This window comes from Nocardia sp. NPDC051750 (assembly GCF_044453135.1).
GTDB lineage: Bacteria > Actinomycetota > Actinomycetes > Mycobacteriales > Mycobacteriaceae > Nocardia.
Map to the genome: position 1 here is coordinate 1070127 of NZ_JBITCK010000001.1, position 25846 is coordinate 1095972.

Below are 25846 nucleotides of genomic sequence, written 5' to 3' on the forward strand. Positions count from 1 at the left end.
TATTCCTAGGAAGGGACACTCCGATATGACCACAGAGGCCTACATTTACGAGGCCATCCGCACCCCGCGCGGCCGCAACAAGAAGGGGTCGCTGCATTCGGTCAAGCCGATCGATCTCACCACTGGCCTGGTGCAGGAGCTGCGCAACCGCTTCCCGAACCTCGACGAGGACCGGATCTCGGACCTCATCCTCGGTGTCGTCTCCCCGGTCGGTGACCAGGGCTCCGATATCGCCCGCACCACCGTGCTCACCGCCGGCCTGCCCGAAACCGTCGGTGGTTTCCAGCTCAACCGCTTCTGCGCCTCCGGCCTGGAAGCCGTGAACCTGGGTGCCCAGAAGGTCCGTTCCGGCTTCGACGACCTGGTCATCGCCGGCGGCGTCGAATCCATGTCGCGCGTGCCGATGGGCTCCGACGGCGGCGCCTGGATGCTCGACCCGGCCACCAACTACGACACCTACGTCGTACCGCAGGGTGTGAGCGCCGACCTGATCGCCAGCATCGAGGGCTTCTCCCGGGAAGACGTCGACGCCTACGCTGTGCGTTCGCAGGATCTGGCCGCCAAGGCGACCACCGGCGGCTACTTCGCCAAGTCCATCGTCCCGGTCAAGGACATCAACGGCCTGACCGTGCTCGATCGTGACGAGCACATGCGCCCCGGCACCACCCTGGAAGACCTCGCCAAGCTGAACCCGTCCTTCGCGGGTGTCGGTGAAATGGGCGGCTTCGACGCGGTGGCGCTGCAGAAGTACCACTTCGTCGAGAAGATCAACCACGTCCACCACGGCGGTAACAGCTCCGGCATCGTCGACGGTGCCGCGCTGGTGCTCATCGGCAGTGAAGAAGCCGGTAAGGCCTCGGGCCTGACCCCGCGCGCCCGCGTCGTCGCGACCGCCACCAGCGGCGCCGACAGCACCATCATGCTCACCGGGCCCACCCCGGCGGCCAAGAAGGTGCTGGCCAAGGCCGGTCTGACCATGGATGATATCGATCTGTTCGAGATCAACGAAGCCTTCGCCTCGGTGGTGCTGAAGTTCCAGAAGGATCTGCAGATCCCGGACGAGAAGCTGAACGTCAACGGCGGCGCCATCGCCATGGGCCATCCGCTGGGCGCCACCGGCGCCATGATCACCGGCACCATGGTCGACGAACTGGAGCGCCGCGGCGCCCGTCGCGCCCTGATCACGCTGTGCATCGGCGGCGGTATGGGTGTGGCCACCATCATCGAGCGCGTCTGATTCCCAACCGATTCACATCGCGATGTTCGCGTCAGGCCCGGAGAAGGCAGCCTGCGTAACCACGCAGGGCTCGTGAACATCGCCCAACAACTCAGGAGACAGTAAAACCGTGAGCGAAGCCAACATGATCGGTTGGGATAAGGATTCGGACGGCATCGTCGTACTGACGATGGACGACCCGAACCAGGGCGCCAACACGATGAACGAGCTCTACAAGACGTCGATGAAGGCGACCGTCGACCGGCTCGAAGCCGAGAAGGACGACATCACCGGCGTCGTGCTGACCTCCGCGAAGAAGACCTTCTTCGCCGGCGGCGACCTTAAGAACATGATGAACGTCGGGCCGGACAACGGTCCGGAACTGATGGAGGAACTGACCGAGATCAAGTCGGCGCTGCGCCGGTTGGAGACCCTCGGCAAGCCCGTTGTGGCCGCCATCAACGGCGCCGCGCTCGGCGGCGGCCTGGAGATCGCGCTGGCGACCCACCACCGCATCGCGGCCGACGTCCCCGGCTCCGCGATCGGCCTGCCCGAGGCGACCCTCGGCCTGCTGCCCGCCGGCGGCGGCATCATCCGCACCGTGCGCATGCTCGGCCTGCAGACCGCCCTCATGGGTGTGCTGCTGCAGGGCCAGCGCAACAAGCCGGCCAAGGCCAAGGAGATCGGCCTGGTCGACGAGCTGGTCGGGTCGGTCGAGGAACTGGTGCCCGCCGCCAAGGCGTGGATCAAGGCCAACCCCGAAGCCTTCGTGCAGCCGTGGGACAAGAAGGGCTTCAAGATCCCCGGTGGTACTCCGGCCAGCCCGGCGTTCGCGGCGAACCTGCCCGCGTTCCCGGCGAACCTGCGCAAGCAGATCAAGGGCGCCAATATGCCCGCACCGCGGGCCATCATGGCCGCGGCGGTCGAGGGCTCGCAGGTCGGTATCGACGATGCGTCGCTGATCGAGTCCCGTTACTTCGTGCACCTGCTCACCGGGCCGGTCGCGAAGAACATGATCCAGGCGTTCTTCTTCGACCTGCAGACCATCAACAACGGTGGTTCGCGCCCGAAGGATGTGCCCAAGAAGGAGATCAAGAAGGTCGGCGTGCTCGGCGCGGGCATGATGGGCGCCGGTATCGCCTACGTCTCCGCCAAGGCCGGCTACGAGGTCGTGCTCAAGGACGTCACCATCGAGGCGGCCGAGCGGGGTAAGAACTACTCGGAGAAGATCGAGGCCAAGGCGCTCTCCCGCGGTAAGACCACCGAGGAGAAGTCCAAGGCGCTGCTCGACCGGATCAAGCCGTCCGCCGATGTGGCCGATTTCGCCGGCGTCGACTTCGTGATCGAAGCGGTCTTCGAGAGCACCGAGCTCAAGCACAAGGTGTTCCAGGAGATCGAGGACATCGTCACCCCCGACGCGCTGCTCGGCTCCAACACCTCGACCCTGCCGATCACCGGGCTGGCCGAAGGTGTGAAGCGCCAGGAAGACTTCATCGGCATCCACTTCTTCTCGCCCGTCGACAAGATGCCGCTGGTGGAGATCATCAAGGGGGAGCGGACCTCCGACGAGGCCCTGGCCCGGGTGTTCGACTACACCCTGGCGATCAAGAAGACCCCGATCGTCGTCAACGACAGCCGCGGCTTCTTCACCTCCCGCGTGATCGGCACCTTCGTCAACGAGGCGATCGCCATGCTGGGTGAGGGCATCGAGCCCGCCACCATCGAGCAGGCCGGTTCGCAGGCGGGCTACCCGGCCCCGCCGCTGCAGCTGACCGATGAGCTCAACATGAAGCTCATGCAGAAGATTGCCAAGGAAACCGAAGAAGCGCTCAAGGCGGGCGATGCCGCCATGGGCACCGAACGGCACCCGGCCATCGACGTGGTGAACTACATGGTCGAGCAGGGTCGTCCGGGCCGCCTGGAGAAGGCGGGCTTCTACGAGTACGACGAGAACGGCAAGCGGCTCCACATCTGGCCGCAGCTGCGCGAGCACTTCAAGACCACCTACGGGTTCAACGTGCCGCTGCAGGACCTGATCGACCGCATGCTGTTCGCCGAGGCCATCGAAACCCAGAAGTGTTTCGACGAGGGCGTGCTCGAGTCCACCGCGGACGCCAATATCGGCTCGATCTTCGGTATCGGATTCCCGGCCTGGACCGGTGGTGTGCACCAGTTCATCGTCGGCTACCCCGGCGGCACCGCCGGCTTCGTGGCCCGGGCCGACGAACTGGCCGAGAAGTACGGCAAGCGCTTCGAGGTCCCGGCCTCGCTGCGCAAGTAGGTTCCGTCCCGGACACCACAGTCCGGCCGATAACCGATACAGCCCGCCCCACCGTCGCGTGGGGCGGGCTGTGTTTTTTGGGGCCTACCTCCGTGTTTTTGGGGCCTACCTCCGTCCCGAACGCGCCCAGCGGCGGTGCCGAGTCTTACGAGGCCCTTGAAGGTTTTGGCCCGGCCATGCCGTCAGTCCTCGAAGCGCATGCGGCGAAGCCGCGAGTCTCGAGGGCTGACGGCATGGCCCAAGGGGGCCAAAACCCCGCGCGCGCCCGCGCGCCAAAAGCACAGACACGCGAGGGGAGGTTAATCGCGCCCATAGTGGGATACACCGCGCTACGTTGGAAGTGGAGACCGGAACGGCGCCGCGGCGGCGACTCCACCGCAGCCGATTCGTTACGAGTGCGAGGTGGTGAGATGAATCCACGAACGCGTTCGGGCCCGGCGGGCCGCGAATCGGAAGACTCCTACGCCGACGAGTCGCCCGGGACCGGCCCGGAACCCACTATGGCTGTGCCGGGGCCCGGCCCGGAGTCTGTCGGCGGTGAGCTGGAGCGCATCGTCGAAGATCTGGCCACCATGGGGCTCACCGAGGCGCAGGAGATCGGGCGCGGTGGCTTCGGTGTGGTGTACCGCTGTGTGCAGCGGGCGCTGGACCGGGTGGTCGCGGTGAAGGTGCTCTCGTCGGATCTGGACTCGGAGAGCCGGGAACGGTTCCTGCGCGAGGAGCACGCCATGGGTCGCCTGTCCGGGCACCCCAATATCGTCGATATTCTGCAGGTGGACGTGACCGCGGGCGGGCTGCCGTTCATTGTGATGCCGTTCGCGACCCATGGTTCGCTGGAACGTCTCGTCCACGATCTCGGTCCGCTGAGCTGGGCGGATACCCTCCGTGCCGGAGTGAAACTGGCCGGCGCCATCGAGAGCGCGCATCGCACCCGGATTCTGCACCGCGATGTGAAACCGGCCAATGTACTGCTCAGTTCGTACGGCGAACCGCAGCTCACCGATTTCGGGATCGCCCGGATGCCGGGCGGTTTCCGGACCTCGGACAGTCAGATCACCGGTTCGCCCGCCTTCACCGCCCCCGAGGTGCTGAAGGGCGACGAACCCACCGTGCGTTCCGATGTGTACGGGTTGGGTGCGACCCTGTTCGCACTGCTCACCGGCCATGCGGCCTTCGAGCGGCAGGCGGGGGAGCGGGTGGTGGCGCAGTTCCTGCGGATCACCACCCAGCCCGTTCCCGATCTTCGCGAACAGGAAATTCCCGCCGATGTCGCGGACGTGATCGAACAGGCCATGGCGCAGGATCCGGCGGACCGGCCGGTCTCCGCATACGAGTTCGGTGAGATGCTGCGGGCGGTGCAGGCCGCACACGGTCAGGTTCCGGATGAGATGGCGCTGCTGGACCCCGAGGCCACCGCGGTGGAGGCGGGTCCGCCGGTACAGGACGGAACCGCGGCCGCGGGTACCGCGCGGCGCAGCTGGCCGCTGCTGCCCCCGACGGCATCCCGCTGGAAGATCGGGACCGGTACCGGGGCTACGGCGCTTTCCGGCGGAACCGGATCGCAGGCCGGCAGCTCGGGCCGGCGGGAGCGGGTGACCGGTGGGCGCCCGCGGTCCCCGGCCACCTTGCCGCCCAGTCCGGCCACGAAGTTCCGTCCGCCGAGTTCGCCGCGTGAGCCGGTGCGCCGGCCACGGCTGCTGGACATCCTGCACACGGGTATGGACCGCCGGCTCACGGTGATCCACGCCCCCGCCGGTTTCGGCAAAAGTGTGCTGGCCGCGCAGTGGCGTGACGAACTGGAAGTGCTGGGGCTGCCGGTTGCCTGGATCGGGGTCGACAGCCGTGACGACCACGAAGTGTGGTTCCTGGCGCATCTGATCGAGGCGATCCATCGAGTACGACCCGATATCGGTGCCGGGCTGGGACAGATGCTCGAGGAGCGCCCCGCGGATACGGTCTGTTTCGCGGTGTCCAGTCTGATCGACGAACTGCACACCAGCGGGGAACCCGTGGTGGTGATCATCGACGATTGGCATCGGCTCACCGACCCGGGTGCGCAGCGGATGCTGTCCAGCCTGCTGGACAGCGGCTGTCATCACCTTCGTTTCGTCGTGACCAGCCGCGACCCCTCTGAGCTGCCGATCGGGCGGATGCGGATGAACGACGAGCTGGTCCAGGTCGATTCCGAGCAGCTGTGCCTGACACGGGCCGAGACCGGCGAGATCCTGGTCCGCCGCAACGGTTTCGAGCTCGACGACGAGCAAGTGGACCGCCTGTACTCGGCCACCGACGGCTGGCCCGCCGCGATCCAGTTGATCAGCCTCGCGCTGCGCGACGATCCCGACCCCGCGCGTCTGCTGGAACGCCTGTCCGAGGGCGGGCACGGTATCCGCGAGTATCTGGCCGAGAACGTCTTGGACACCCTCGAGCCGACAATGCTGGATTTCCTGTCGGTGATCGCGGTGGCCGAGCTGGTGAACGGGTCGCTGGCCATCGCGCTCACCGGCAACTCCGAGGCGCCGCGCCTGCTGGAACAGGCGGAGCGGCGCGAGCTGTTCCTGCGGCGCACCGATGACGAGCCCGAATGGTTCCGGATGCAGCCGCTGTTCGCCGAGTATCTGCGGGCGCGCCTGGACCGGACCGATCCCGGCCGGGTGAAGACCCTGCACCGGCGGGCCGCGCGCTGGTACGCCGAACACCAGCTGCTGCGCCGGGCGGTCGATCATTCGCTGGCCGGGACGGACTTCAAGACCGCGCTGGACCTGCTGGAGAACGGTGGGATGGACCTGATCGACGGTTCGCGGGTCGCGACACTGCTCGGGTCGGTATCCAAACTTCCCGTCCAGCAGGTGGCTTCGCGGTCGAAACTACTGATGGCGGTCGCGCGGGCGAATGTCAATTTGCAGCAGTCCACGGCGGCGCGCTCCGCGTTGAACCGGTTGTCGAACGTACTGGCGCGGAGTCCGGAGGGCGATGGCGAGGTGCGCAAGCAGCGCTGCCAGGCCGCTGTGCTCGCCGCGGCCGACGAGATCTCACACGACCGCTCGGCGGGTGTGCTCGATCAGGTGGCCGAATCGCTGGATCATGCGGACGAGCTCCCCGCCTGGACGGTCGCGACGGCGGCCAATATCCATGCCTACGTCAAAATTTGCGAATTCGATTATCGAGCGGCGAGCGAAAAGCTGGAGTGGGCGCGGCCTTATCAAGAGCGGTCCCGGGAGCCGCTCGGTGAGATCTTCGCCTGGTGCGGCCGGGGCCTCATCGCCTACGAGCGACTCGATATCCCGGTCGCGTTGAGTTCGTATAAACAGGCGTACAAATCGGCTCAGCTGCGGGCCGGCCCGCGATCGCACGGGGTCCGGGCCGCGGCCGGGCTGATGGGCGAACTCGAATACCGGCGCGGTGATCTGGCCGCCGCCGAGGAATTGTTCGACGAGAGCTACCAGCTGGTGGCCCGGGTCGGCCCGATCGAATCACTGATCGCGACCATCGTGACCGGTGCCCGGGTGAAGGCGTTGCGCGGTGACCTGCCGGCGGCCGCGGTGCGGCTCGCCGAGGGCGCGCGGATCGCCGCCGACCACCAACTGACCCGGCTGGCCGCGCAGATCCGGGCCGAGCAGTACCGGCTGGGCATCGTGGCGCCCGACCGTGGCCCGGAAAGCACCGCCGGCGGTGCCGGGAACGCCATCGATACCCGCCACCCACCCGAGGCGGATCGGACGCCGACCGCCCTGGACGCGGAAGCCGGCGAAATCGCCACCATCCGGGCGCTGCTGGCCGGCGGGGTCCGGCACGAACACGAACGCGCGGCCCGCCATGCCCGAGCATTGCACAGTCGCACCCGGGACCAGGGGCGGCCCCGCGCCGAACTGGATCTGGCGCTGCTGCTCGCCGAATGCCTGGCCGCCGCGGGCTGGGTCGGCGAATCGGCCGCGCTGCTGGCGCCGGTCGTCTCCACCTGCGCCGATATCGGCTGGACCCGGCCGCTGCTCGATGCGGGCCCGGCGGTCCTCGAGATCATGCGGGTACTGCGCGACGATCTGCCGGTGACCGCCCCGGACGGAACGGACGCGGTTCGCACCTTGGGTGAGAACCGCGTCCCGATCCGTTTCCTGGATGAACTGCTGAGCTGATCGGCAGTCCGGTTACGGCTGCCACCAGGGCCGCAGCGGTGTTTCGGGGAGTCCGGAGCTGCCCAGTTTCACGCCGAGCACCTGATGCAGCTGCACCACATTGCGTTCGAAGCCCAACCGGCTACCCGCCATGTACAGGCCCCACACTTTCGCGGTGCCCTCGCCCGCCTCGGCCACACACGCATCCCAGTTGGCCACCAGGTTCTTGCACCATTCGGCGAGCGTCAGCGCATAGTGTTCGCGCAGATTCTCCTCGTGCAGCACCTCGAGCCCGACGTTCTGGATATCGCTGATGATGCGGCCCGAGCCGATGAGTTCACCGTCCGGGAAGACGTAGCGGTCGATGAAATCGCCGGCCTTGGTGGTGCGGGTGTTGTCGTGCCGGGTGATGCAGTGGTTGAGGAACAACCCGCCGTCGCGCAGCTTGCTCTGGATGAACCGGAAATAGGAGGGGTAGTTGTGGACCCCGATATGTTCGGTCAATCCGATCGAGGAAACGGCATCGAATTCGCCTTCGGTGACATCCCGGTAATCCGAATGCCGCACTTCGGCGAGATCGCCCAGCCCGTCCTCCGCGATTTTCTTCTGCGCCCATGCGGCCTGTTCGGCCGACAGGGTGGCGCCGATAACCTTGACGCCGCGCTGAGCGGCATACCGGACCATCCCGCCCCAGCCGCAGCCGATATCGAGCAGCCGGTCACCTTCCTTCAACCGCAGCTTCTCGAAGATCAGCCGGTACTTGTTCTCCTGTGCCTGTTCCAGTGTCCAGTCCCGCTCGCCGTAACACGCGCAGGTGTAGGTCATCGACGGACCCAGCACATACTCGTAGAAGGTGTTCGAGACGTCGTAATGGTGGTGGATGGCCTCGGCATCGCGGGTCTTGGAGTGCCGCAGGCCCTCCAGGGCGATCCGTCGCCAGCGCGGCAGGGTTTCCTGCGGCGGTGGCGGCACGGGGCGCAGCCGTTCCCAGCCGAGCGACCGGGCGATGGCCACCAGCGAAAGGGCCGACGGACGTTTGAACTTCAGGTCCGTCATCGCCGCGAGAATCTCGTAGGGGTCACCGGGATGCACGCCGGCGGCATCCATATCCCCGGAGATGTAGGCACGGGCCAGGCCGAGATCGCCCGGCGCGTTGGCGAGATAGTTGATTCCGCGTGGGGTGCGGATCTCGAGTGCGAATTCGGAATCCACCGGGCCGGTGGTGCTGCCGTCGTAGGCGGTCAGCTTGATGGGAACATCGCCGTCGACCAAGGTTTCCACCACTTCGGCGATGCTGAGCCGGGTGCCCAGGTCCGCGAAAGCATCGGATCTGTCCTTGAATGTCGTCATTTGCGTTGCACCGCCTTCGAATACAGATCCAGCAGGCGCTGGCCGGGATCGTAGCGTTCTTTCAATTTTTTGTAACTTTCACCGCCGTAAAGGGCGTTGAATTCCTCGGGTCCGTAGAAGGAATCCGAGTACAGGGATTTGTGTCCGTCGAATTCTGTGACGGTTTTCTCGATGGCACGATTTGCCGCGCCGTCTATCTGGCCGGGCGATTTCGGCACCGCCGACCAGAAGCCTATGTTCACGTACGTGTGACCGGTCCGCAGCGGGTACAGCGGCCACGCCTGGGTGCCGGGCGCGGCGCCGGTATCGCGCAGTCGCAGCGGGCACAGCCAGAGGGGTTCGATGGGAATTTCGCGCAGGAACCACTCGACGAAGTCGGCGGTGCGTTCCACCGGCACCTCGATATCCTGCACCACGCGCTCCTGCGGCGGATCACCTTTACGGGCCTGCAGTTTGTCGCCGATATTGTAGCGGTGGTCGAGGGCGATCAATTTCCAGTAGAAACTGCTGCGGCGGTAGCGCTTCGGCCAGAACCGGCGGATTTTCGGATTCTGGGTACCGAAGGCGCGTGAGCACCAGAACCAGTCGGTATCCCAGCGCCACAGATAGTCGTGGATGGTGAGCCGGTCCCGTTTGGGTTCGGCTCCGTCGTGCTGGATGGACCGGTAGTAGATATCCATTCCGGTGTAATCGCTCACCGGACCGGGTTCGCCGGTTTGCCGCCCCAGCGTGAGGTAGCTCTCCCCGGCGCTGAACACGACACCGTCGAGGTAGTCCACCGTTTCCCCGTCGTGACTGCGTTCCACCACGATCCGGTCCAGCGTGGCTTCGAGTTCACGCAGGTCGTGGAACCGCAAGTGCCGCAGCGCCACATAGGGCTGCACGGTTTCCAGTTCGATCTTCAGCCGGGTGGTGTAGCCCAGTGTGCCGTAGGAGTTCGGGAATCCGCGGAAAAGGTCGGCATCCGGACCGTCCGGGGTGATGGTGACGATTTCCCCCGCACCGGTGAGCACTTCCATCTCCAGCACCGATTCGTGCGGAAGCCCGTTGCGGAAGGAGGTCGATTCGATCCCGAGCCCGGTCACCGCACCACCCAGGGTGATGGTCTTGAGCTGCGGTACGACCAGCGGCGCCAGCCCGTAGGGGAGGGTCGCGGCCACCAGGTCTTCATAGGTGGTCATCCCGGCGACCTCGGCGGTCTTCGCCTCCGGATCGACCTCGATCACCCGATTCAGCCCGGATACGTCCAAGCCGGGAGCGGTGTTCTTCGCCCGGGCGCGAAACAGATTCGAGGTTTTTTTCGCCAATCGGACATCGGCGTCCGCCGGGATGGCGCGGTAGCTCGCGAGCAGGCGATCGACGCCTGTCCGATATGCGGCGAAACCGGATTCATTTGCGGCCGGACCGTGGCCGGCCTTCCCCAACAGACTCATTGCCACGTCTAGACGCTAGTCCTACATGGTCTCGGTCGGCCAGCGCGGGGGGACCATCAGTAACGAAATGTCACATATCTGTTGCACCACGTTCGACAATACGTTCACCGTATTTGCCCGTAATGTCGGCATTTCGCCGGCGTGCGCCTCCACCCATTTCTGTACATGTGGTGGAGCCGGTTTCCGGTGGTTCGGGGCCCGGTCGTGCTGTCGCCCCGCGAAGCGCATGCGGCGCAGCGGCGAGTCCCGAGAGCTGACAGCATGGACAGAGGGGGGCCGAAACCCGCGACGCCGCAGGCGGCGCAAAAAGTTAAGGAGTCAAGCCGTGGGACAGGTCAAGGCCGGCAGTTCGATCGAGGTTTCCGCAGATCCGCAGCGCACACTGGCGGCGGTCGCCGACTATACGGAGGTGCGGCCCAAGATTCTCTCCGCGCACTACCGCGACTACAAGGTGGTGGAGGGTGGTCAGGGCGACGGCACGGTGGCCGAGTGGACGCTGCAGGCCACCGAGAAACGCGTGCGCAATATCCGGGCCACGGTATCGGTCGCCGGCACCGTGATCACCGAGAAGGACGCCAACTCCACGCTGGTCAACACCTGGACCGTCACTCCGTCCGGTACCGGTTCGACGGTGACGCTGGAGACCACCTGGCAGGGCGCCGGCGGGATCTCGGGCATCTTCGAGGGCATCTTCGCTCCGCTCGGCCTGCGCAAGATCCAGGCCGAGGTACTGGCCAACCTGAAGGGCGAACTCGCCTGAATCCGCGGCGCGCGGACCGAACCGGGCCGCTGTCACGGAGATAGTCGTACCCTCGCCGAACCCGGCCGGGCAGCTCAGCCTGCCCGGCCGCACGGATCCCCGCCCCGGCACCTCCCGGTGCCGGCAGCGGATCCCGTATCCCCGCGTCAGTTGTGGGTAGCGATATCGAAGAGGTTGCCTTCCGGGTCGGCCAGCGTCGCCCACTGCAATCCGTACTCGTCGAAATCCCCGATATGTTTCGCGCCCAGAGCTACGGCCCGTTCGACCTCGGCCGATAGATCGGTCGCCATCATGTCCAGGTGGACCGAGTTCTTGCCGGGCGTCCGCTCGGGCACCTTCAGGAACATCAGCGGCGGGGTCATCCCGGAACCGCGGCCTACGGTGGCGAAGAACTCGCTGGCGTCCGCGTCCACCGGGTGGTCCAGTAGCTGCGCGTAGAAGCCCGCCAGTGCCGCGGCGTCCGTGCAGTCGAAGGTGGTACAGGCGATGGTCGGTGCCATGGTGGGTGTTCCTGTCCTCGAACGAATGGGATTCCCGCATCTTCCGCTGCCCCACCGACAAGTCGGCGTCAGGCGAGGACGAAGGACAGCATCGGAGCCTGCCCGCCACCGGGCCACCACGAGTAACCCAGCCAGACCCCGGGGACGACCTCGCGGATCTCGTCGTAGACCTGCGGTGTCGGCGACGGCGCGTAGTCCAGGGCCCAGGTGGTCTCGCCGTCGATCCGGGAGCGGCCGCGCGCGATATCGGCCGGCCAGGCCTCGATTCCGGCCCCGGTCACCCGGTTCATCAGCCGGCCACCGTCCGGGCCGGTGTAGAAGGTCTTGCCGATCCAGAGCGCCGTGGCTACCGGCTCGACGGCCGACGATGCGGTGACCCACCCGTTCTTCACACCCGCCGGCACCGCGCCGGCCTGGGCGGCGGTGTAGATCTCCATGCTCTGTGCGGCACACCGCCACCGTAATGAATTCACGGTGACCTGTGCGTTTCCCGGATCGATGACACAACCGTTCCCGTAATCGACGGCCGGGCCGGGCGCGGCGTGGCCGGCCGCAACCGGCGACACACCGAACGCCAGAATCATCGCACCCGCTATCAGAGCCTTGGACATTGTCGTCTCCGGGAGGTTCGGTTCCGCGGTGAGCTCGAGGACGTCGGCGACACCGAACGTAAGCGGCAGGTGCGGGCGGGATCCGGAGGCGCGGCGGACTAGGCTGAATTGTGACTCGTCCGTAGAGAGGAATGCCGTGCAGCCCGATGGTCAGTTCGATATGCAGCAGTTGCTCCAGCAGGCCCAGCAGATGCAGGAGCAGATGATGGCGGCGCAGGCCGAAATCGCCGCTGCCGAAGTGGAAGGGCAGGCGGGCAACGGCCTGGTCAAGGTGACGATCAAGGCCACCGGCGAGATCGTGTCGCTGGCCATCGACCCCCAGGCCGTGGACCCGGAAGATGTCGAAACTCTGCAGGATCTGGTGATCGGGGCGATCAACCAGGCGATGGGGAATGCCCAGAAGCTGGCCGCCGAGCGGCTGGGTCCGCTGGCCGGCGGCGGTGGCGCGCCGGGCCTGCCCGGCTTCTGAGCCGTTCCGGGGTATCGCGGTGTACGAAGGTCCGGTTCAGGATCTCATCGACGAACTGGGCAAACTTCCCGGAGTCGGGCCCAAGAGCGCCCAGCGGATCGCCTTCCACCTGCTGCAGGTGGAACCGCCGGAAATCGACCGGTTGCAGGCGGTGCTGCAGAAAATCCGCGACGGGGTTCGTTTCTGCGCGCAGTGCGGCACCGTCGCCGACGGTGAGCTGTGCCGGATCTGCGCGGATCCGCGCCGGGATCGCAGCATGATCTGCGTGGTCGAGGAGCCCAAGGATGTGCCGGCAATCGAACGTACCCGCGAGTTCCGGGGCCGGTACCACGTGCTGGGCGGGGCGCTGGACCCGTTGAGCGGGGTCGGGCCCGAGCAGTTGCGGATCCGGGAGCTGCTGACCCGGATCGGTAATCAGGACGACGGGGTGGACGTCACCGAGGTGATCATCGCCACCGATCCGAACACCGAGGGTGAGGCGACCGCGACCTATCTGGTGCGGATGCTGCGTGATTTTCCTGGACTGACGGTGACCAGGCTCGCCTCCGGGCTGCCTATGGGCGGAGACCTGGAATTCGCCGACGAGCTGACTCTGGGCCGGGCATTCTCCGGGCGCCGGGCCCTGTGATCGCCCGCGGCCCGGCCGTGCTCACCACTCCAGCTGTTTCCACGGCACCCGGTCCAGCCGGGTGCCGTCGCGGCGGGTCCAGTCCCAGATCAGCTCCGCGACGGTCGCCGCGCCGGTCACCTCGGCGGTGAAATGCCGGTCGGGTCCGCCGTCGCGATATTCGAGAGTGAAGTTCTCTGCCGAGCTCCGGTAGGTCTGGATATAGACCTCCGCCTCCCGCTCCACGATCAGATACGGGTTGGGCTCGGCCAGCTCGCGCACCCAGAACCCGGCCAGCGTTTCGGTGAGATAGGGAAATTCCCCCGCCCCGCCGTGGGTGACGGTGACCGGGATATGCCCGGCCGGGTCGATCAACCAGGTGAGCTGGGGGTCGTACACCGCGTAGCCGCGGGGTGTGGCCAGCTCGAATACCAGATTCCGGACGAAACCGATGGCGTCGTACGGGCTGGCGATGTGCAGCGCCGTCCCGTAGGGCACGCCGCCGACCGGAGCGCTCAGAAAACTGTCCGACTCCGGTAGCTCGGCATTGCGATCGTTCAGCTCGGCCGCCATCGCCGCGACCCCGGTCGCCTCGTCCTGCCCTTCCTGCGTCGCAAAATAGGCGTCGGCCTCGGCAGGAGTGGCAGCGACACCGGACGGCAGCAGCATATGGTCGTAGCTCACGCCGAGATCCTAGGCCCGTAGGCGTTCGCGGCGGAGTCGGTCCACCTCGGGGAGGTCCAAGGGCGGGAGTGAGTCCCGGCCCAGGGCACGGCACAGGAGGTAGTCGGCGAGTTCGGGGTTGCGGGCCAGGGCGGGACCGTGCATGTAGGTGCCCAGGACCGAGCCCTGGACGACGCCTTCCAGCCCGTCGCCGACACCGTTGCCGACGCCCCGGGTCACCCGGGCCAGGCCGGTGGCGTCGGGGCCCAGGGTGGTGCCGCCGCGGTGGTTCTCGAAACCGGTGAGCGGGGCGGACAGTCCGGGCAGTTGCGGGGTCGTGGTCACCTCACCGATCGCGCGGCTGGGCTGCGGGGAGGTGGTGGCGTCGAGCAGCCCGACACCGTCCACGCGTTCGCCGCTGGAGGTCTCGTACCACCGGCCCAGGACCTGGATCGCCGCGCAGATCGCCAGGACCGGCGCGCCACGTCCGGCGGCGTTCTGCAGGCCCGGATAGCGCTGCAGGTGGCGGGTGGCCAGGCGCTGGGCCGAATCCTCGGCGCCGCCGAGCGTGTAGATGTCCAGTGAGTCCGGTACGGGGTCGGGGAGGGTGATCTCCACGATCTCGGCGTCGATATCGCGCAGCCGCAGCCGCTGCCGCAGCACCAGCGCGTTGCCGCCGTCACCGTAGGTGCCCATCACATCGGGCAGCACCAGCCCGATCCGGACGGTCGATTCACTCATTGTGTGCGCTCCCGGAGGTCACGGTTCAGATCGCGGAACGCCGTGTAGTTGGCCAGTACCTCGACCTGTCCCGCCGGGCAGGACGCGATCGCGCGGACCGGATCCGGCACCGTGGTGTGCGCGACACCGGCATAGGTCAGCCGCACGGCCAGGTCGGTGGCCCGCTCCCCGGCGGCGACCACCTGGACATCCTCGAAATGCTCGAATCGCACATCCCACAGCCAGGACAGGTCCTCGCCGTCGGGCACCTGGCCGTTCACCGCGATCACCAGGCCGGCCGCGCTGTGGTCGATCATCGACAGCGCCTCCTGCCAGCCCGCCGGATTCTTGGCGAGCAGCAGCCGGGCGGCATGCTCGCCGACCTGTACGGTCCGGTACCGGCCCGCGATCTCCTGCACCGTGCCGGTGGCCGCACAGGCCTGTTCCACGTCGGCGCCCAGGGCCACCGCGGCGGCCACGGCCTGCGCGGCGTTACCGCGGTTGGCCCGGCCGGGCAGGGCCAGCCGGAGCGGGAGCCGGAGTCCGTCGGGACCGCAGAGTTTGTCCCCGTCCAGCCACCAATCCGGTTGCGGGCGGGCGAAATCGGTACCGGTGCTGTGCCAGTGCGCGCCCTCCCAGAGGATCGGTTCGCCGCTGCGCGGGCAGCTGGTGGCGTCCATCGCCCAGCCACCGCCCGCGGCGACCCAGACGACATTGGGATGGTCGTAGGCGATCGAGGTGATCAGCACATCGTCGCAGTTGGCGATGACGACGGTATCCGGATGCCGGGCCAGGCCCGAGCGCAGCCGGCGTTCGATCATATTGATCTCGCCGACCCGGTCCAGCTGGTCGCGGCTCAGGTTCAGCAGCACCACCGCTTCGGGCCGCAGGGCATCGGTGACGTGCGGTAGGTGCAGTTCGTCCACCTCGATGGCGGCCAGCGGTGCGGTGCGGTGCACATTGAGCGCCGAGACGATCCCGGCGTCCATATTCGCGCCGTCGGCCTGGGTGGCGACCTCGCCGAGGGTGCTCAGTGCGGCGGTGGTCATGCGGGTGGTGGTGGATTTACCGTTGGTCCCGGTGATCAGCACACTGCGCCGCCCGCGGCCGAGCTGTTTCATGATCTTGGGGTCGATGCGCAGGGCGAGCAGGCCGCCGATCATCGAGCCGTTGCCACGGCCTGCCTTGCGGGACGCCCACGCCGCCGCGTCGGCCACCCGGAGGGCGGTACGCCCCCGAAGCGAGATATCTGCCACGCGGGCAGTCTAATGACCCGCGACTCTCCGCCTCGCGCGGCGCGTACGAGTTCACTCCCCGGTGACAATCTGCCGGTCGGCGGAATCCGGCCGAGCCGGATCCTGGGGTCCCAGGGTCCGGGGGCAGAACCGCCCCGCGGTCGCGAAGCCCGGGCCGAAGTGGCCGCGGCGCCCGCTTCGACAACGGCGAGGGCGACCTCGGCAGGCCGGTGACCGGCTCGCGTCGCCGACGGGACTCGCCGGCCACACCGGTGTGCCGCGTGTGGTCGGTGCACCGGTGCTCGAACCGGTGTCTTCGCCGATATCAGATATCGAACCTGTTCGGGCGCCCGGCGGCATAGTCCGCGGCGTCGGCGAGTCGCAGCGGCTCGAGTTCGGCGGCGCGGTACAGGGTGTAGGTGCGGCAGCGCGGTGCGGTCGACCCGGTGACGTCGAGCAGTGCGTTCACCGCCGCCCGGGCCGATTCGTTGGCCCCCTCCATGGTCGCCAGGTCGATATTCGTGCGCACATAGTCGCCGGCCAGGTAGAGATTCTCGATCGCGCCGTGCGGTTCCGGCCGGGCATCCCACGAGCCGGCCGTATTGATCAGTAGCGGGTCGGCGTTGCTGTTCTCGCCGCGGTCGGCGTGCCAGGTGATACCGGGGTCGAGGAACCAGGAGTGCAGATCGGCGTCGCGCAGTATTTCCTCGCGGTCGTTGAGGTGGGCGACGATCTGCGCCCATGTCTCTTTCGCGATTTCCTCGTGGGTGCATTCCTTGGCTGTTTTGCCGAACAGGATGCCGGGGGTGTTCCAGTCGGAGATATCCACCGAGAGGCAGTCCTGCACGGTGCCGTCGCCGTATTCGGGTAGTTTGCGGGCCCACAGCCTGTTCTGGGCGATCGAGGTGAGCGACCAGGGCGAATCGATATAGGCGCTGTGGCCTGCCCCGACCTCAGGACTCCGGCGCAGGTAGAACTGGATTCCGGTCATCCAGTCCGCGTACAGCCGGCTCATCTTCGCCAGTTCCGGCCAGGCGGTGAGAATATCGGCGTTCCACAGGTCGCGGGCGCGTTCGGCGGGCAACGCGACCACGAAATGATCCGCGGTCACCGTCTCCGCGGTGCCGGCCGAGCTGACGATCCGGGCGCCGGTGATCCGGCCGCCGGCGATATCGAGCCCGCGGACTTCCGCGCCGACCTCGAACCGCACCCCGAGGGTGCGCAGCAGCCCGACCCACGGATCGATCCACGCGGTGTTGGTCGGACCGTTGAGCACCCGGTCCAGATCACCGTCGAAGCCGATCTGCAAGGGATTGCCGAGGAACTGCTCGCCCATCGTGCCGATGGTCCGGACGCTGGCGATATCGTCTTTCGCCGCGACCAGCAGGCTGGTCAGTGTCCGCGAAATCACGGCCCGGAACTCGGGCGACCGCTCGTGCGCGCCCACGAAATCCCGCCAGGAGGTGCGCTCCCACTGCCCCAGGCGGCGGGCGTCGCAACTGGTGTTGAACACCAGGAGGCGGTTGGCGAAGAACAACCCTTCCTCCGGCGGCATCTTCAGCATGGTGGAGATCGCCGAGGCGAGACTTTCCCGCATCCCCTCCGGGGTCGCTGCGGACAGGTGGCCGAAGCCCAGTGGGGCGCGGATATCGTCGCCGCCGGCCCGGGAGAAGCGGGCATCGGGAGCTGTGACCAGGTTGTCCCAGACCCCGTTGTTGTTGGCGGCGAACGGGATCCGGCGCATGGTGTCGGGAACGTGCTGGTAGAAGCCGGGGAAGAAGCGGAAGCCGTGTTCGCCGGGGAGATCGGGCCGGCCGCCGGCCCCGGTTCCCGGGACCTCGATGCTGCGCGCCTTACCCCCCAGTGCCCGGCGTTCGTAGACGGTGACCTCGAACCCGCGTTCGGCGAGTTCGTGTGCCGCGGTCAGTCCCGCGACCCCGCCGCCCAGCACGGCGACGCGGGCCTTCGACGCGGCGCGAGCCCTCCCGGACGGCCAGGTCGCTGCTGCCGCCGCGCCCATTCCCGCGGCGGCGGTCGCGCGCAGCACGGTGCGCCGGGAAAATGCCCCGGGACCGGTGGACCGCTGATCAGAAGCCGTGGCGGTGCCCAGGGCGGGCCACCGATGTTGTGCCATGTTGTCTACTACTGCCTAACCCCGCGAAGCTGTCTCGATCGCGCCAACTTTAAACGCGATCGACTGTTCGTGCCGCATCGAACGCATGAGCGGCGGGGGTCATCGGACTGCGGGTTCCAGCGGTCGCGGGTCGGCCGCGGCGCTCAGTGGGCCGGCGTTCTCGCCGTCCTCCTGTGACACGGAGCCGTCGTGGAGCGTCACGGCGCTGTCTTCGCGCGCGACATCCGGGAGCGCCACCGCGGCCTCCTGACGCGACGTGCGAGTTTTGCGAGCGCCGGCAGTGGCCGCGAATGCACCGGCGATAACCACCGCCCCGCCCGCCAAACTGGCCGGCGCGGGCGTCTCACCCAGGAAGACCCACGCGGCGGTGAAACCGACCACCGGAACCAGCAGCGACAGCGGCGCGACACTACCCGCCGGGTACCGGGTCATCAGATATGTCCACAGACCCGACCCGATCACCGTCGCGAGCAGGGCGATATAAGCGAGCGCCGCCAGGGCCGGCCAGCCGTCCGCCGTGAAGGTTCCCGCCAACGCCCGCACCCCGGTATCGGGGCCCTCCCAGATGAACGAGATCGCCAGCAGCGGCAGCACCGGGACCGTCGTGGTCCACAGCGTCAGGTGCAGCGGATTGACCGCCGGAGTTTCTACGCTTGCCTGCCTGGCGCCGATATTGCCCAGCGCCCAGCCGAACCCGGCGGCCAGGGTGAGCAGGACCGGCAGCAGCGCGGCGTGGGCGAACTGGTTCCAGCCGATCAGCGCCATACCCGCGACCGCCACGCCGAGCCCGGCGACCTGAACCGGCCGCAGCCGCTCCCGCAACAAGAGCGCCCCGAGGAGCACCGTGAACGGTGCCGAGGACTGCAGCACCAGCGAGGCCAGCCCGGTCGGCATACCGACCCGCATCGCGGTGAACAGGAATGCGAACTGCAGCATGCCGAATCCGGCGCCGTAGAGCAGGATCCAGCGCATCCGCACCGGCGGTCGCGGAATGAACAGCAGTGCGGGGACCGCGATCACCGCGAAGCGCAGGGCGGCGAAGAAGAACGGCGGCAGATGGTCGAGTCCCACGCGGATGGCCAGGAAGTTGAGGCCCCACAGCAGGATGACGGTCAGGGCGAGCAGGCGGTCACGGGAGGTCACCGGTCAATCATGGGATGTTTGAAACGGTGAGAACAAGCGAATTGTTATGGACGAATAATTTAGAATTGCTTCATGGTCTCTGCTGGTTCGTCACTGTCCGTGGAGCGGCTGCGCATCCTGCGCGAATTCGCCGATCGCGGCACTGTCGGCGCCGTGGCCCGGGCCCTGTCCATGACGCCGTCGGCAGTATCACAACAATTGAAGGTACTGACCAGGGAGGCGGGCGTCACCCTGCTCGAACCGAGCGGGCGCCGGGTCCGGCTCACCGACGCCGGGCACGCCCTGGTGGTCCGGGCGGATGAAGTGCTCGCCGCGCTCGACCGGGCGGTTGCCGAGATGGCCCACTACCGCGGCTCACCGCGCGGGCAGGTCCGGGTGGCCGTGTTCCCCTCGGGCGGAGCCCTGCTGCTGCCGTACGTCCTGCCGGCAATGGCGGGCAGCGGCGTGGAGATCCTGGCCGGCGACGAGGACGTCCCGCCGACCGAGACCCCGCGCCTGCTCGCCGACTACGACATCGTGCTCACCCACCGCGACGAACGGGCGACACCGGTGGCCGGCCCGCGGGTCAGCTCACGGGTTCTCATGCGGGAGCCGATCGATGTGCTGGTACCTCCGGACCACTCGCTGGCGGGAAAACCTGCGGTCACACCGGCAGAACTCGCCGAGGAGGCGTGGTTGAGCGTGCGCGGCGGGTTCCCGGTGGACGACGTGCTGCGCTCGATCGCCACGGTCACCGGCGTCGAGCCGCGTATTGTTCAGCGCCTCAACGATTTCCGGATGATCGAAACCCTGGTGGCCGCCGGGTACGGCGTCGCGCTGATGCCGCGCTATGTCGTCACCCACCCCGGATTGTCCCAGCTACAACTGTCCGGGGTGCGCGCGGCCCGGCTCTACGACCTGGTCACCCGGCCGCGCGCCGACTCCCGCCCCGCCATCGCGGCGGTACTGGACTCGTTCGCCGCGGCGGCCCGCCGGGCCACCGCGGAACCACCGCCCGGTCAGTAACGGTTGCCGTACGGGTACCCGTCCACATTGGCGAAATCGTCGGCGACCATCGCCGCCAGTTCCAGCAGCGCCTGCCGGGTCGGTTTGCTCACCAATTCCAGGTCGATTTCGGCGCCTTCGGCGAGGTGGTCGTCGAACGGCACCACCTGAACCGCGCGGGTCCGGTCCAGGAACAGCCGGCGCAGATGGTCCAGGTTCACCGAGGTGGACCCGCGCCGCGAGGCATTGACCACCACCACCGTCTGCCGCACCAGATGCGAATAACCGTGGTAGTCGAGCCAGTCCAGCGTCGCCGACGCGCTGCGGGCGCCATCGATCGCGGGCGAGGTCACCAGGACCAGCGAGCTCGCCATATCGAGCACTCCGGACATGGCCGAATGCATCAGTCCGGTACCGCAGTCCGTCAGGATGATGTTGTAGAACGACTGCAGAATGCCGATCGCCCGGCGGTAATCGGCTTCGCTGAACGCCTCCGAGACCGCCGGATCCTGTTCGCTGGCAAGCACTTCCAGCCGGCTGGGCGATTGCGAGGTATGCGCGCGCACATCCGAGTAGCGGGTGATGTTCTGGTCTTCCAGCAGGTTGCGCACGGTGGAGCGGGTCTGGCGCGGCACCCGGTGGGCGAGGGTGCCCAGGTCGGGGTTGGCGTCGATCGCGATCACCCGGTCGCCGCGCAACGAGGCGAATGTGGCCCCGAGGCCGACCGTCGTGGTGGTTTTGCCGACCCCGCCCTTGAGCGAGAGGATGGCGATCCGGAAATCACCGTGAACCGGTGCGTTCACCCGGCCTACCAGATCGCGGTGCACGACATCGGACGCCGATTCACCGGGGTTGATGACACCGCGCGAAACCTTGTGCACCGCACGCCGCCAGCCACCCCGCGGCGCCTTGCGGGCCCGTTTGAGCAGATTCAGATCGTTGACCGAATGGCCCGGCTGACCGGGTTCGGTCATATGTCGCGGCTGGAACTGACCCGGCTGCGGTTGGCCCGGTTGCTGGAACTGCTGTTGCGGCTGCTGTTGCGGCGCGGGCTGTCCCGGATTCGTGCCCCAGTCCGGCTGCTGGAACTGCCCGCTCGGCGGATTGCCCATCGGTGGCGGCGCTTGCTGGTAAGGCTGCTGCTGCACGGGTGGCGCCGCGGGAATCGGCGGCGGGGCCCAGCTGTAGATCGGCCCGCCCGCTTCAGCGTCCGGGGCGGCGGCCGCGCCGGGCTCCGGGGAGCCGGGTGCGGCGTACCCGCCGCCCGGGGCCTGATCGAACTGACCGGCACGGTCCGGTCCAGGCGCACCCGGATAGGGCGGCGCCGGATTGTGCTGCCCCGGATACATAGTGGGGTCCGGGGCCGGGAACTGACCGCTCCCGTGCCGGCCGGACTCGGGACCCGGTGCGGGGAACCCGCCGGGCTGTTGGTCGAACTGACCGCTGCCGTGCGGGCCGGACTCCGGACCGGGAGCCTGCCGGCCGCCGGGTTGCTGATCGAACTGGCCGGGGCCGGGGGACTGGTACTGATTCGCGTATGGCTGATCGAACTGGCCGCCCGGCGCGAAGTTCCCGGCTTGGAACTGGTTCGGGTCCGGTTGGACGAACTGTCCGCTGCCGTAGGAAGAATTCGCGGGCTGGAACTGGTTCGGGTCCGGCTGCGGGAACTGGCCGCTGCCGTGCGCGGGATTCGCCGGCTGGAACTGATCGGGACCCGGCTGGGAGAACTGTCCGCCGGCCTGGAACTGGTTCGGATCCGGTTGGGAGAACTGCCCGCTGCCCGGGAACTGGTTCGGGTCCGGTTGGGGATACTGGCCGCTGCCGTGGGCGAACGGCTCGCCGGCCGGTGCGGTGAACGCACCGGGCACCGGTGGTGCGAACTGATCGAACGGGGCCGCGCTGTACGGGGCTCCGTTCCCGGCGGGTGCCGGCCCCTCCGGCGCAGGTGGGGCGAAACCGTTGTTCCCACCCCACGGTCCGGCAGTGGGATCGCCGGACCACGGTCCGGCGGCGGGATCGGCCGGCCACGGTGTCCCGTCCGCGCCCGGGCTCTCGACGTCGGCGGCGGCCGCCGGTTGTGCGTCGGCGGTGCTCTCGCTCGCCGCGGCGGCGGGGGGCTCGGTATCGGTTGCGCCCGGGCCGGAATCGGGATCCGGCTGCGCGCCCGGATCAGCGGGTGGCGTGGTCTCCGACTCGCCGCCGCTCCCGGCGGTATCCGCCGGTTGACTCGGGGGCCAGGGCTGGGAAGTCGGGTTGTGTTCGTCAGTAGTCACAGTTCCCCCATCTGCTCGGGGTTTTCGAGCAGAGAGCTCGGCGGCTTGAGTCGAGACCAACGCTAGCAGGTGCTGGGCGTATCGCATGCCGGTGGATTCACGACCTCGGCCGCCGTACCCGTGGGATGCGGGTACGGCGGCCGAGGAGCGTCAGGGCTGTTACCGGGCGGCTCGGTTCACCGCCGAAACCACTGCGCGCAGCGAAGCTGTCGTGATCGAGGTGGCGATACCGACTCCCCAGACGATCCGATCGCCGATCGCGCACTCCACATAGGCCGCGGCCTGCGCGTCATCGCCGGCCGACAGCGCGTGCTCGGAGTAGTCGAGCACCTCCACCTGGTACCCGACCGCCGCGATGGCGTCGACGAAGGCCGCGAGCGGACCGTTACCGCTACCGGTGACCTCCTGCTCGACCCCGTCGACCTTCACCACCGCGGTGATGGAGTCGGTGCCGCCGTCGGTCTCCGACGCGGTCACCTTCTGCCGCATCCGTTCCAGCGGCAGGATCGGCGTCAGGTACTCGTCCGCGAAGGCGTCCCACATTTCCTTCGGGGTGATCTCGCCGCCCTCGCCGTCGGTGATCTGCTGGATGGCCTGCGAGAACTCGATCTGCAGCCGGCGCGGCAGCGCGAGGCCGTGATCGGTTTTCATGATGTAGGCCACACCGCCCTTACCGGACTGCGAGTTGACCCGGATAACGGCCTCGTAGGTCCGGCCGACGTCCTTCGGGTCGATCGGCAGGTAGGGCACCTCCCAGGTCAGATCGTCGACATCGGTGTCCGCGGCGTCCGCTGCGGCCTTCATGGCGTCGAGGCCCTTGTTGATGGCGTCCTGATGGCTGCCGGAGAAGGCCGTGTACACCAGATCGCCGCCGTAGGGATGGCGTTCGTGCACCGGCAGCTGGTTGCAGTACTCCACCGTCCGGCGGATCTCGTCGATATCGGAGAAGTTGATCTGCGGGTCCACACCCTGCGAGAACATATTCATGCCCAGGGTCACCAGGCAGACATTGCCGGTGCGCTCCCCGTTGCCGAACAGGCAGCCCTCGATCCGGTCCGCGCCGGCCTGGTAGCCCAGTTCCGCGGCGGCGACGGCGGTGCCCCGGTCGTTGTGCGGATGCAGCGACAGCACGATGGAATCGCGTCGCGCCAGGTTGCGGTGCATCCATTCGATGGAGTCGGCGTACACGTTGGGTGTAGCCATCTCCACGGTGGCAGGCAGGTTGATGATCAGCGGTTTATCCGGGGTCGGGGCGATGATCTCGGAGACCGCGTCACAGACGTCCTTGGCGTATTCCAGTTCGGTGCCGGTGTAGGACTCCGGGCTGTACTCGTAACGCCAGTTGGTATCCGGGTAGCGCTGTTCGACTTCCAGGCACAGCCGCGCGGCATCGGTGGCGATCTTGCGAACCGCTTCGCGATCGGCCCGGAACACCACCCGGCGCTGCAGGATGGAGGTCGAGTTGTAGAAGTGCACGATCACGTTCGTGGCGCCGGAGCAGGCCTCGAAGGTGCGCTCGATCAATTCGGGACGGCACTGGGTGAGCACCTGGATGGTGACATCGTCGGGGATCGCGCCGTCTTCGATGATTTCGCGGACGAAATCGAAATCGGTCTGGCTGGCCGACGGGAAGCCGACCTCGATCTCCTTGTAACCCATCCGCACCAGCAGGTCGAACATCCGGCGCTTGCGGGCGGGGCTCATCGGGTCGATCAGTGCCTGGTTGCCGTCGCGCAGGTCGACGGCGCACCAGGCGGGGGCGCGGTCGATGACCTTGTCCGGCCAGGTCCGGTCGGGCACCGAGACGGGCTCGACTTCCTCGCCGAACGGCCGGTAGCGGAAGACCGGCATGGACGAGTTCTTCTGCTGGTTCCACGCGGGCTGGTCGGCGGGCGCGGGCTTGGCAGGCGCGGTGATGGTGCGCGTGCTCGATACGAAGGCGTCAGCGGGTGACATGCGATTTCTCCGTGGGTGAGATTGTTTCCCGAATTACGGGTCGACCAGCGCGGCGGAACCCCGCGACGGGCGCCGGTCCGATCAGACCCCGTCGCGGCGGCTGAGAAGAAGTGCCCGCTGCATGACCCGTGCGAGTCTACCCCCTGTGCCGCCGCCCCTGACAAGGCGGTGCGGAGGGTCGGCGTTCGAGAGTGCTGAGGTAGCGGGGCTGTGGGCGTCCGCCCGCACCGGTGTGCCCGCTATCGCCGCCGTGCTGGTCCGCCGGATTCCCGGCGTGGTTTCGACAGCCTGCACTCCGAGTCCTCGCCCCGGCCGATCGCATGCCGCGAGGGCCGCGGCGGGACCGTGTCAGCCGGTCGTGGCAATGGTATCCGCCTGGCGGGTGCGGGCACTACGGCTCGGGCCGGGGTGGCGCCTCTTGCGGCGGCCGCCGGGCGCCTCGATGGTGACGGCCGGCCGTCGACCTGTGCTGCCGCCGCTGGGCCCGTCGCGAACCGCAGTCGCCTCGGCGGTTAGCGTGCGCTGGGCACGGTGTGAGTAATCGGACGCGGTCCGTCTGGAGTCGAGAGGTCGAGCATGAGTTGGCTGGAGATGCTGGCCGTTTTCGCCGCGGGTATCGCCGCGGGCGGGATCAACGCGGTCGTGGGGTCCGGTACCCTGATCACCTTTCCGGTGCTGCTCGCCGTCGGCTTGCCGCCCGTGACGGCGAACGTCTCCAACACCGTAGGACTCGTTCCCGGATCGATCAGCGGGGTTATCGGCTACCGCCGGGAACTGTCCGGGCAGCGCGCCCGGCTGCTGCGGTACGGTTCGGCGTCGCTGCTGGGTGCGGCGGTCGGCGCGGTACTGCTGCTGACGCTGCCCGAGGGGGCGTTCGCGGCGATCGTGCCGGTTCTCATCATCGCCGCGCTGGTGCTGGTGGTCGTGCAGCCACGGCTGTCGGCCTGGGTCCGGGAGCGGCAGCGGGCAGCGGATTCGCCATCTGCGCACGGCGGCCCGATCCTGCTGGCCGCGATCTTCGCCACCGGGATCTACGGGGGCTACTTCGGTGCCGCCCAGGGCGTGCTGCTGCTCGGGCTGCTCGGGGTTTTCGTCCAGGAGGACCTGCAGCGCCTCAACGCCGTGAAGAATGTGCTCGCCCTGCTGGTGAACGCGTTGTCCGCGGCGATCTTCATTGTTGTCGCCGAGGTCGACTGGCGAGTGGTCGGGCTGATCGCGGCCGGGTCGATCATCGGCGGTCAGCTCGGCGCGCGGGTGGGTCGCAAGCTGTCGCCGAATGTGCTGCGCGCGGTGATCGTGGTGGTCGGCACGATCGCGGTGGTGCGCCTACTGATCGGCTGACCAGTTCGAATCCCCCTCGGGGCCATCATTGTTCGCCGCCTCCGCTGTTCAATACCGG

19 protein-coding genes are annotated in these 25846 nt (G+C 67.9%); 8 read left to right on the top strand and 11 right to left on the bottom strand.

The window, feature by feature from the left end:
* Window positions 1–25 precede the first annotated feature (25 nt).
* From ACIA75_RS04640 to ACIA75_RS04650, 3 genes are all read left to right on the top strand, one after another.
* On the top strand, window positions 26–1237 hold the full coding sequence (locus tag ACIA75_RS04640) for an acetyl-CoA C-acetyltransferase (protein WP_357241206.1): 1212 nt from the start codon (window positions 26–28) through the stop codon (window positions 1235–1237).
* Window positions 1238–1346: 109 nt separating this feature from the next.
* A complete protein-coding gene (locus ACIA75_RS04645; protein ID WP_397099880.1) occupies window positions 1347–3497 on the top strand; it encodes a 3-hydroxyacyl-CoA dehydrogenase NAD-binding domain-containing protein in 2151 nt (716 codons plus the stop codon).
* Window positions 3498–3907: 410 nt separating this feature from the next.
* Window positions 3908–7630, top strand: coding sequence for a protein kinase (locus ACIA75_RS04650; RefSeq protein WP_397099882.1), 3723 nt, complete (start codon window positions 3908–3910; stop codon window positions 7628–7630).
* A 12-nt stretch (window positions 7631–7642) separates the two neighbouring features.
* Here the strand turns inward: ACIA75_RS04650 and ACIA75_RS04655 are convergent, their stop codons facing one another.
* Together ACIA75_RS04655 and ACIA75_RS04660 are read right to left on the bottom strand one after the other, a co-directional pair.
* A complete protein-coding gene (locus ACIA75_RS04655; protein WP_397099884.1) occupies window positions 7643–8959 on the bottom strand; it encodes a class I SAM-dependent methyltransferase in 1317 nt (438 codons plus the stop codon).
* A complete protein-coding gene (locus ACIA75_RS04660) occupies window positions 8956–10392 on the bottom strand; it encodes an FAD-binding oxidoreductase (RefSeq protein ID WP_397100926.1) in 1437 nt (478 codons plus the stop codon). The genes ACIA75_RS04655 and ACIA75_RS04660 overlap by 4 nt, the downstream gene beginning before the upstream one ends.
* A 325-nt stretch (window positions 10393–10717) precedes the next feature.
* On the opposite strand from ACIA75_RS04660, the gene ACIA75_RS04665 reads away from it, so the two are divergent.
* Window positions 10718–11152, top strand: coding sequence for an SRPBCC family protein (locus ACIA75_RS04665; protein ID WP_397099886.1), 435 nt, complete (start codon window positions 10718–10720; stop codon window positions 11150–11152).
* A 146-nt stretch (window positions 11153–11298) separates the two neighbouring features.
* Here the strand turns inward: ACIA75_RS04665 and ACIA75_RS04670 are convergent, their stop codons facing one another.
* Together ACIA75_RS04670 and ACIA75_RS04675 are read right to left on the bottom strand one after the other, a co-directional pair.
* Window positions 11299–11652 (bottom strand): VOC family protein, encoded by a 354-nt coding sequence (locus tag ACIA75_RS04670; protein ID WP_397099888.1) that lies wholly within the window; start codon window positions 11650–11652, stop codon window positions 11299–11301.
* Between the two features lie 68 nt (window positions 11653–11720).
* Window positions 11721–12263 (bottom strand): hypothetical protein, encoded by a 543-nt coding sequence (locus ACIA75_RS04675; RefSeq protein WP_397099890.1) that lies wholly within the window; start codon window positions 12261–12263, stop codon window positions 11721–11723.
* Between the two features lie 136 nt (window positions 12264–12399).
* Between ACIA75_RS04675 and ACIA75_RS04680 the strand changes: the two genes are divergently transcribed.
* Both ACIA75_RS04680 and recR read left to right on the top strand, forming a co-directional pair.
* Entirely contained in the window at window positions 12400–12732 is a 333-nt protein-coding gene (locus tag ACIA75_RS04680; protein WP_397099892.1) for a YbaB/EbfC family nucleoid-associated protein, read from the top strand.
* Window positions 12733–12751: 19 nt separating this feature from the next.
* Window positions 12752–13360, top strand: coding sequence for a recombination mediator RecR (gene recR / locus ACIA75_RS04685; RefSeq protein ID WP_280438247.1), 609 nt, complete (start codon window positions 12752–12754; stop codon window positions 13358–13360).
* Between the two features lie 21 nt (window positions 13361–13381).
* On the opposite strand, the gene ACIA75_RS04690 is transcribed toward recR, so the two are convergent.
* The 5 genes from ACIA75_RS04690 to ACIA75_RS04710 form a co-directional block, all read right to left on the bottom strand.
* Window positions 13382–14023: a hypothetical protein gene (locus ACIA75_RS04690; protein WP_397099895.1), complete on the bottom strand. Its 642-nt coding sequence runs from the start codon at window positions 14021–14023 to the stop codon at window positions 13382–13384.
* 9 nt (window positions 14024–14032) lie between these two features.
* Entirely contained in the window at window positions 14033–14743 is a 711-nt protein-coding gene (locus ACIA75_RS04695) for a type 1 glutamine amidotransferase (RefSeq protein WP_397099897.1), read from the bottom strand.
* Complete coding sequence (locus tag ACIA75_RS04700; RefSeq protein ID WP_397099899.1) at window positions 14740–15978, bottom strand: MurT ligase domain-containing protein; 1239 nt, start codon at window positions 15976–15978, stop codon at window positions 14740–14742. The genes ACIA75_RS04695 and ACIA75_RS04700 overlap by 4 nt, the downstream gene beginning before the upstream one ends.
* A 304-nt stretch (window positions 15979–16282) precedes the next feature.
* Complete coding sequence (locus ACIA75_RS04705; protein WP_397100928.1) at window positions 16283–17977, bottom strand: FAD-dependent oxidoreductase; 1695 nt, start codon at window positions 17975–17977, stop codon at window positions 16283–16285.
* A 213-nt stretch (window positions 17978–18190) separates the two neighbouring features.
* Window positions 18191–19234: an EamA family transporter gene (locus tag ACIA75_RS04710; RefSeq protein ID WP_397099901.1), complete on the bottom strand. Its 1044-nt coding sequence runs from the start codon at window positions 19232–19234 to the stop codon at window positions 18191–18193.
* A gap of 93 nt (window positions 19235–19327) precedes the next feature.
* On the opposite strand from ACIA75_RS04710, the gene ACIA75_RS04715 reads away from it, so the two are divergent.
* Window positions 19328–20239: a LysR family transcriptional regulator gene (locus tag ACIA75_RS04715; protein WP_397100930.1), complete on the top strand. Its 912-nt coding sequence runs from the start codon at window positions 19328–19330 to the stop codon at window positions 20237–20239.
* Here ACIA75_RS04715 and ACIA75_RS04720 read toward each other — a convergent pair.
* Both ACIA75_RS04720 and leuA read right to left on the bottom strand, forming a co-directional pair.
* The gene (locus ACIA75_RS04720) at window positions 20233–22491 is read right to left on the bottom strand and encodes an AAA family ATPase (protein ID WP_397099903.1); all 2259 of its coding nucleotides are present in this window, start codon (window positions 22489–22491) and stop codon (window positions 20233–20235) included. The genes ACIA75_RS04715 and ACIA75_RS04720 overlap by 7 nt on opposite strands.
* 159 nt (window positions 22492–22650) lie before the next feature.
* Complete coding sequence (gene leuA, locus ACIA75_RS04725) at window positions 22651–24447, bottom strand: 2-isopropylmalate synthase (RefSeq protein WP_397099905.1); 1797 nt, start codon at window positions 24445–24447, stop codon at window positions 22651–22653.
* Window positions 24448–25023: 576 nt separating this feature from the next.
* Here leuA and ACIA75_RS04730 point away from each other — a divergent pair.
* Complete coding sequence (locus ACIA75_RS04730; RefSeq protein WP_397099907.1) at window positions 25024–25788, top strand: sulfite exporter TauE/SafE family protein; 765 nt, start codon at window positions 25024–25026, stop codon at window positions 25786–25788.
* Window positions 25789–25846: the final 58 nt, after the last annotated feature.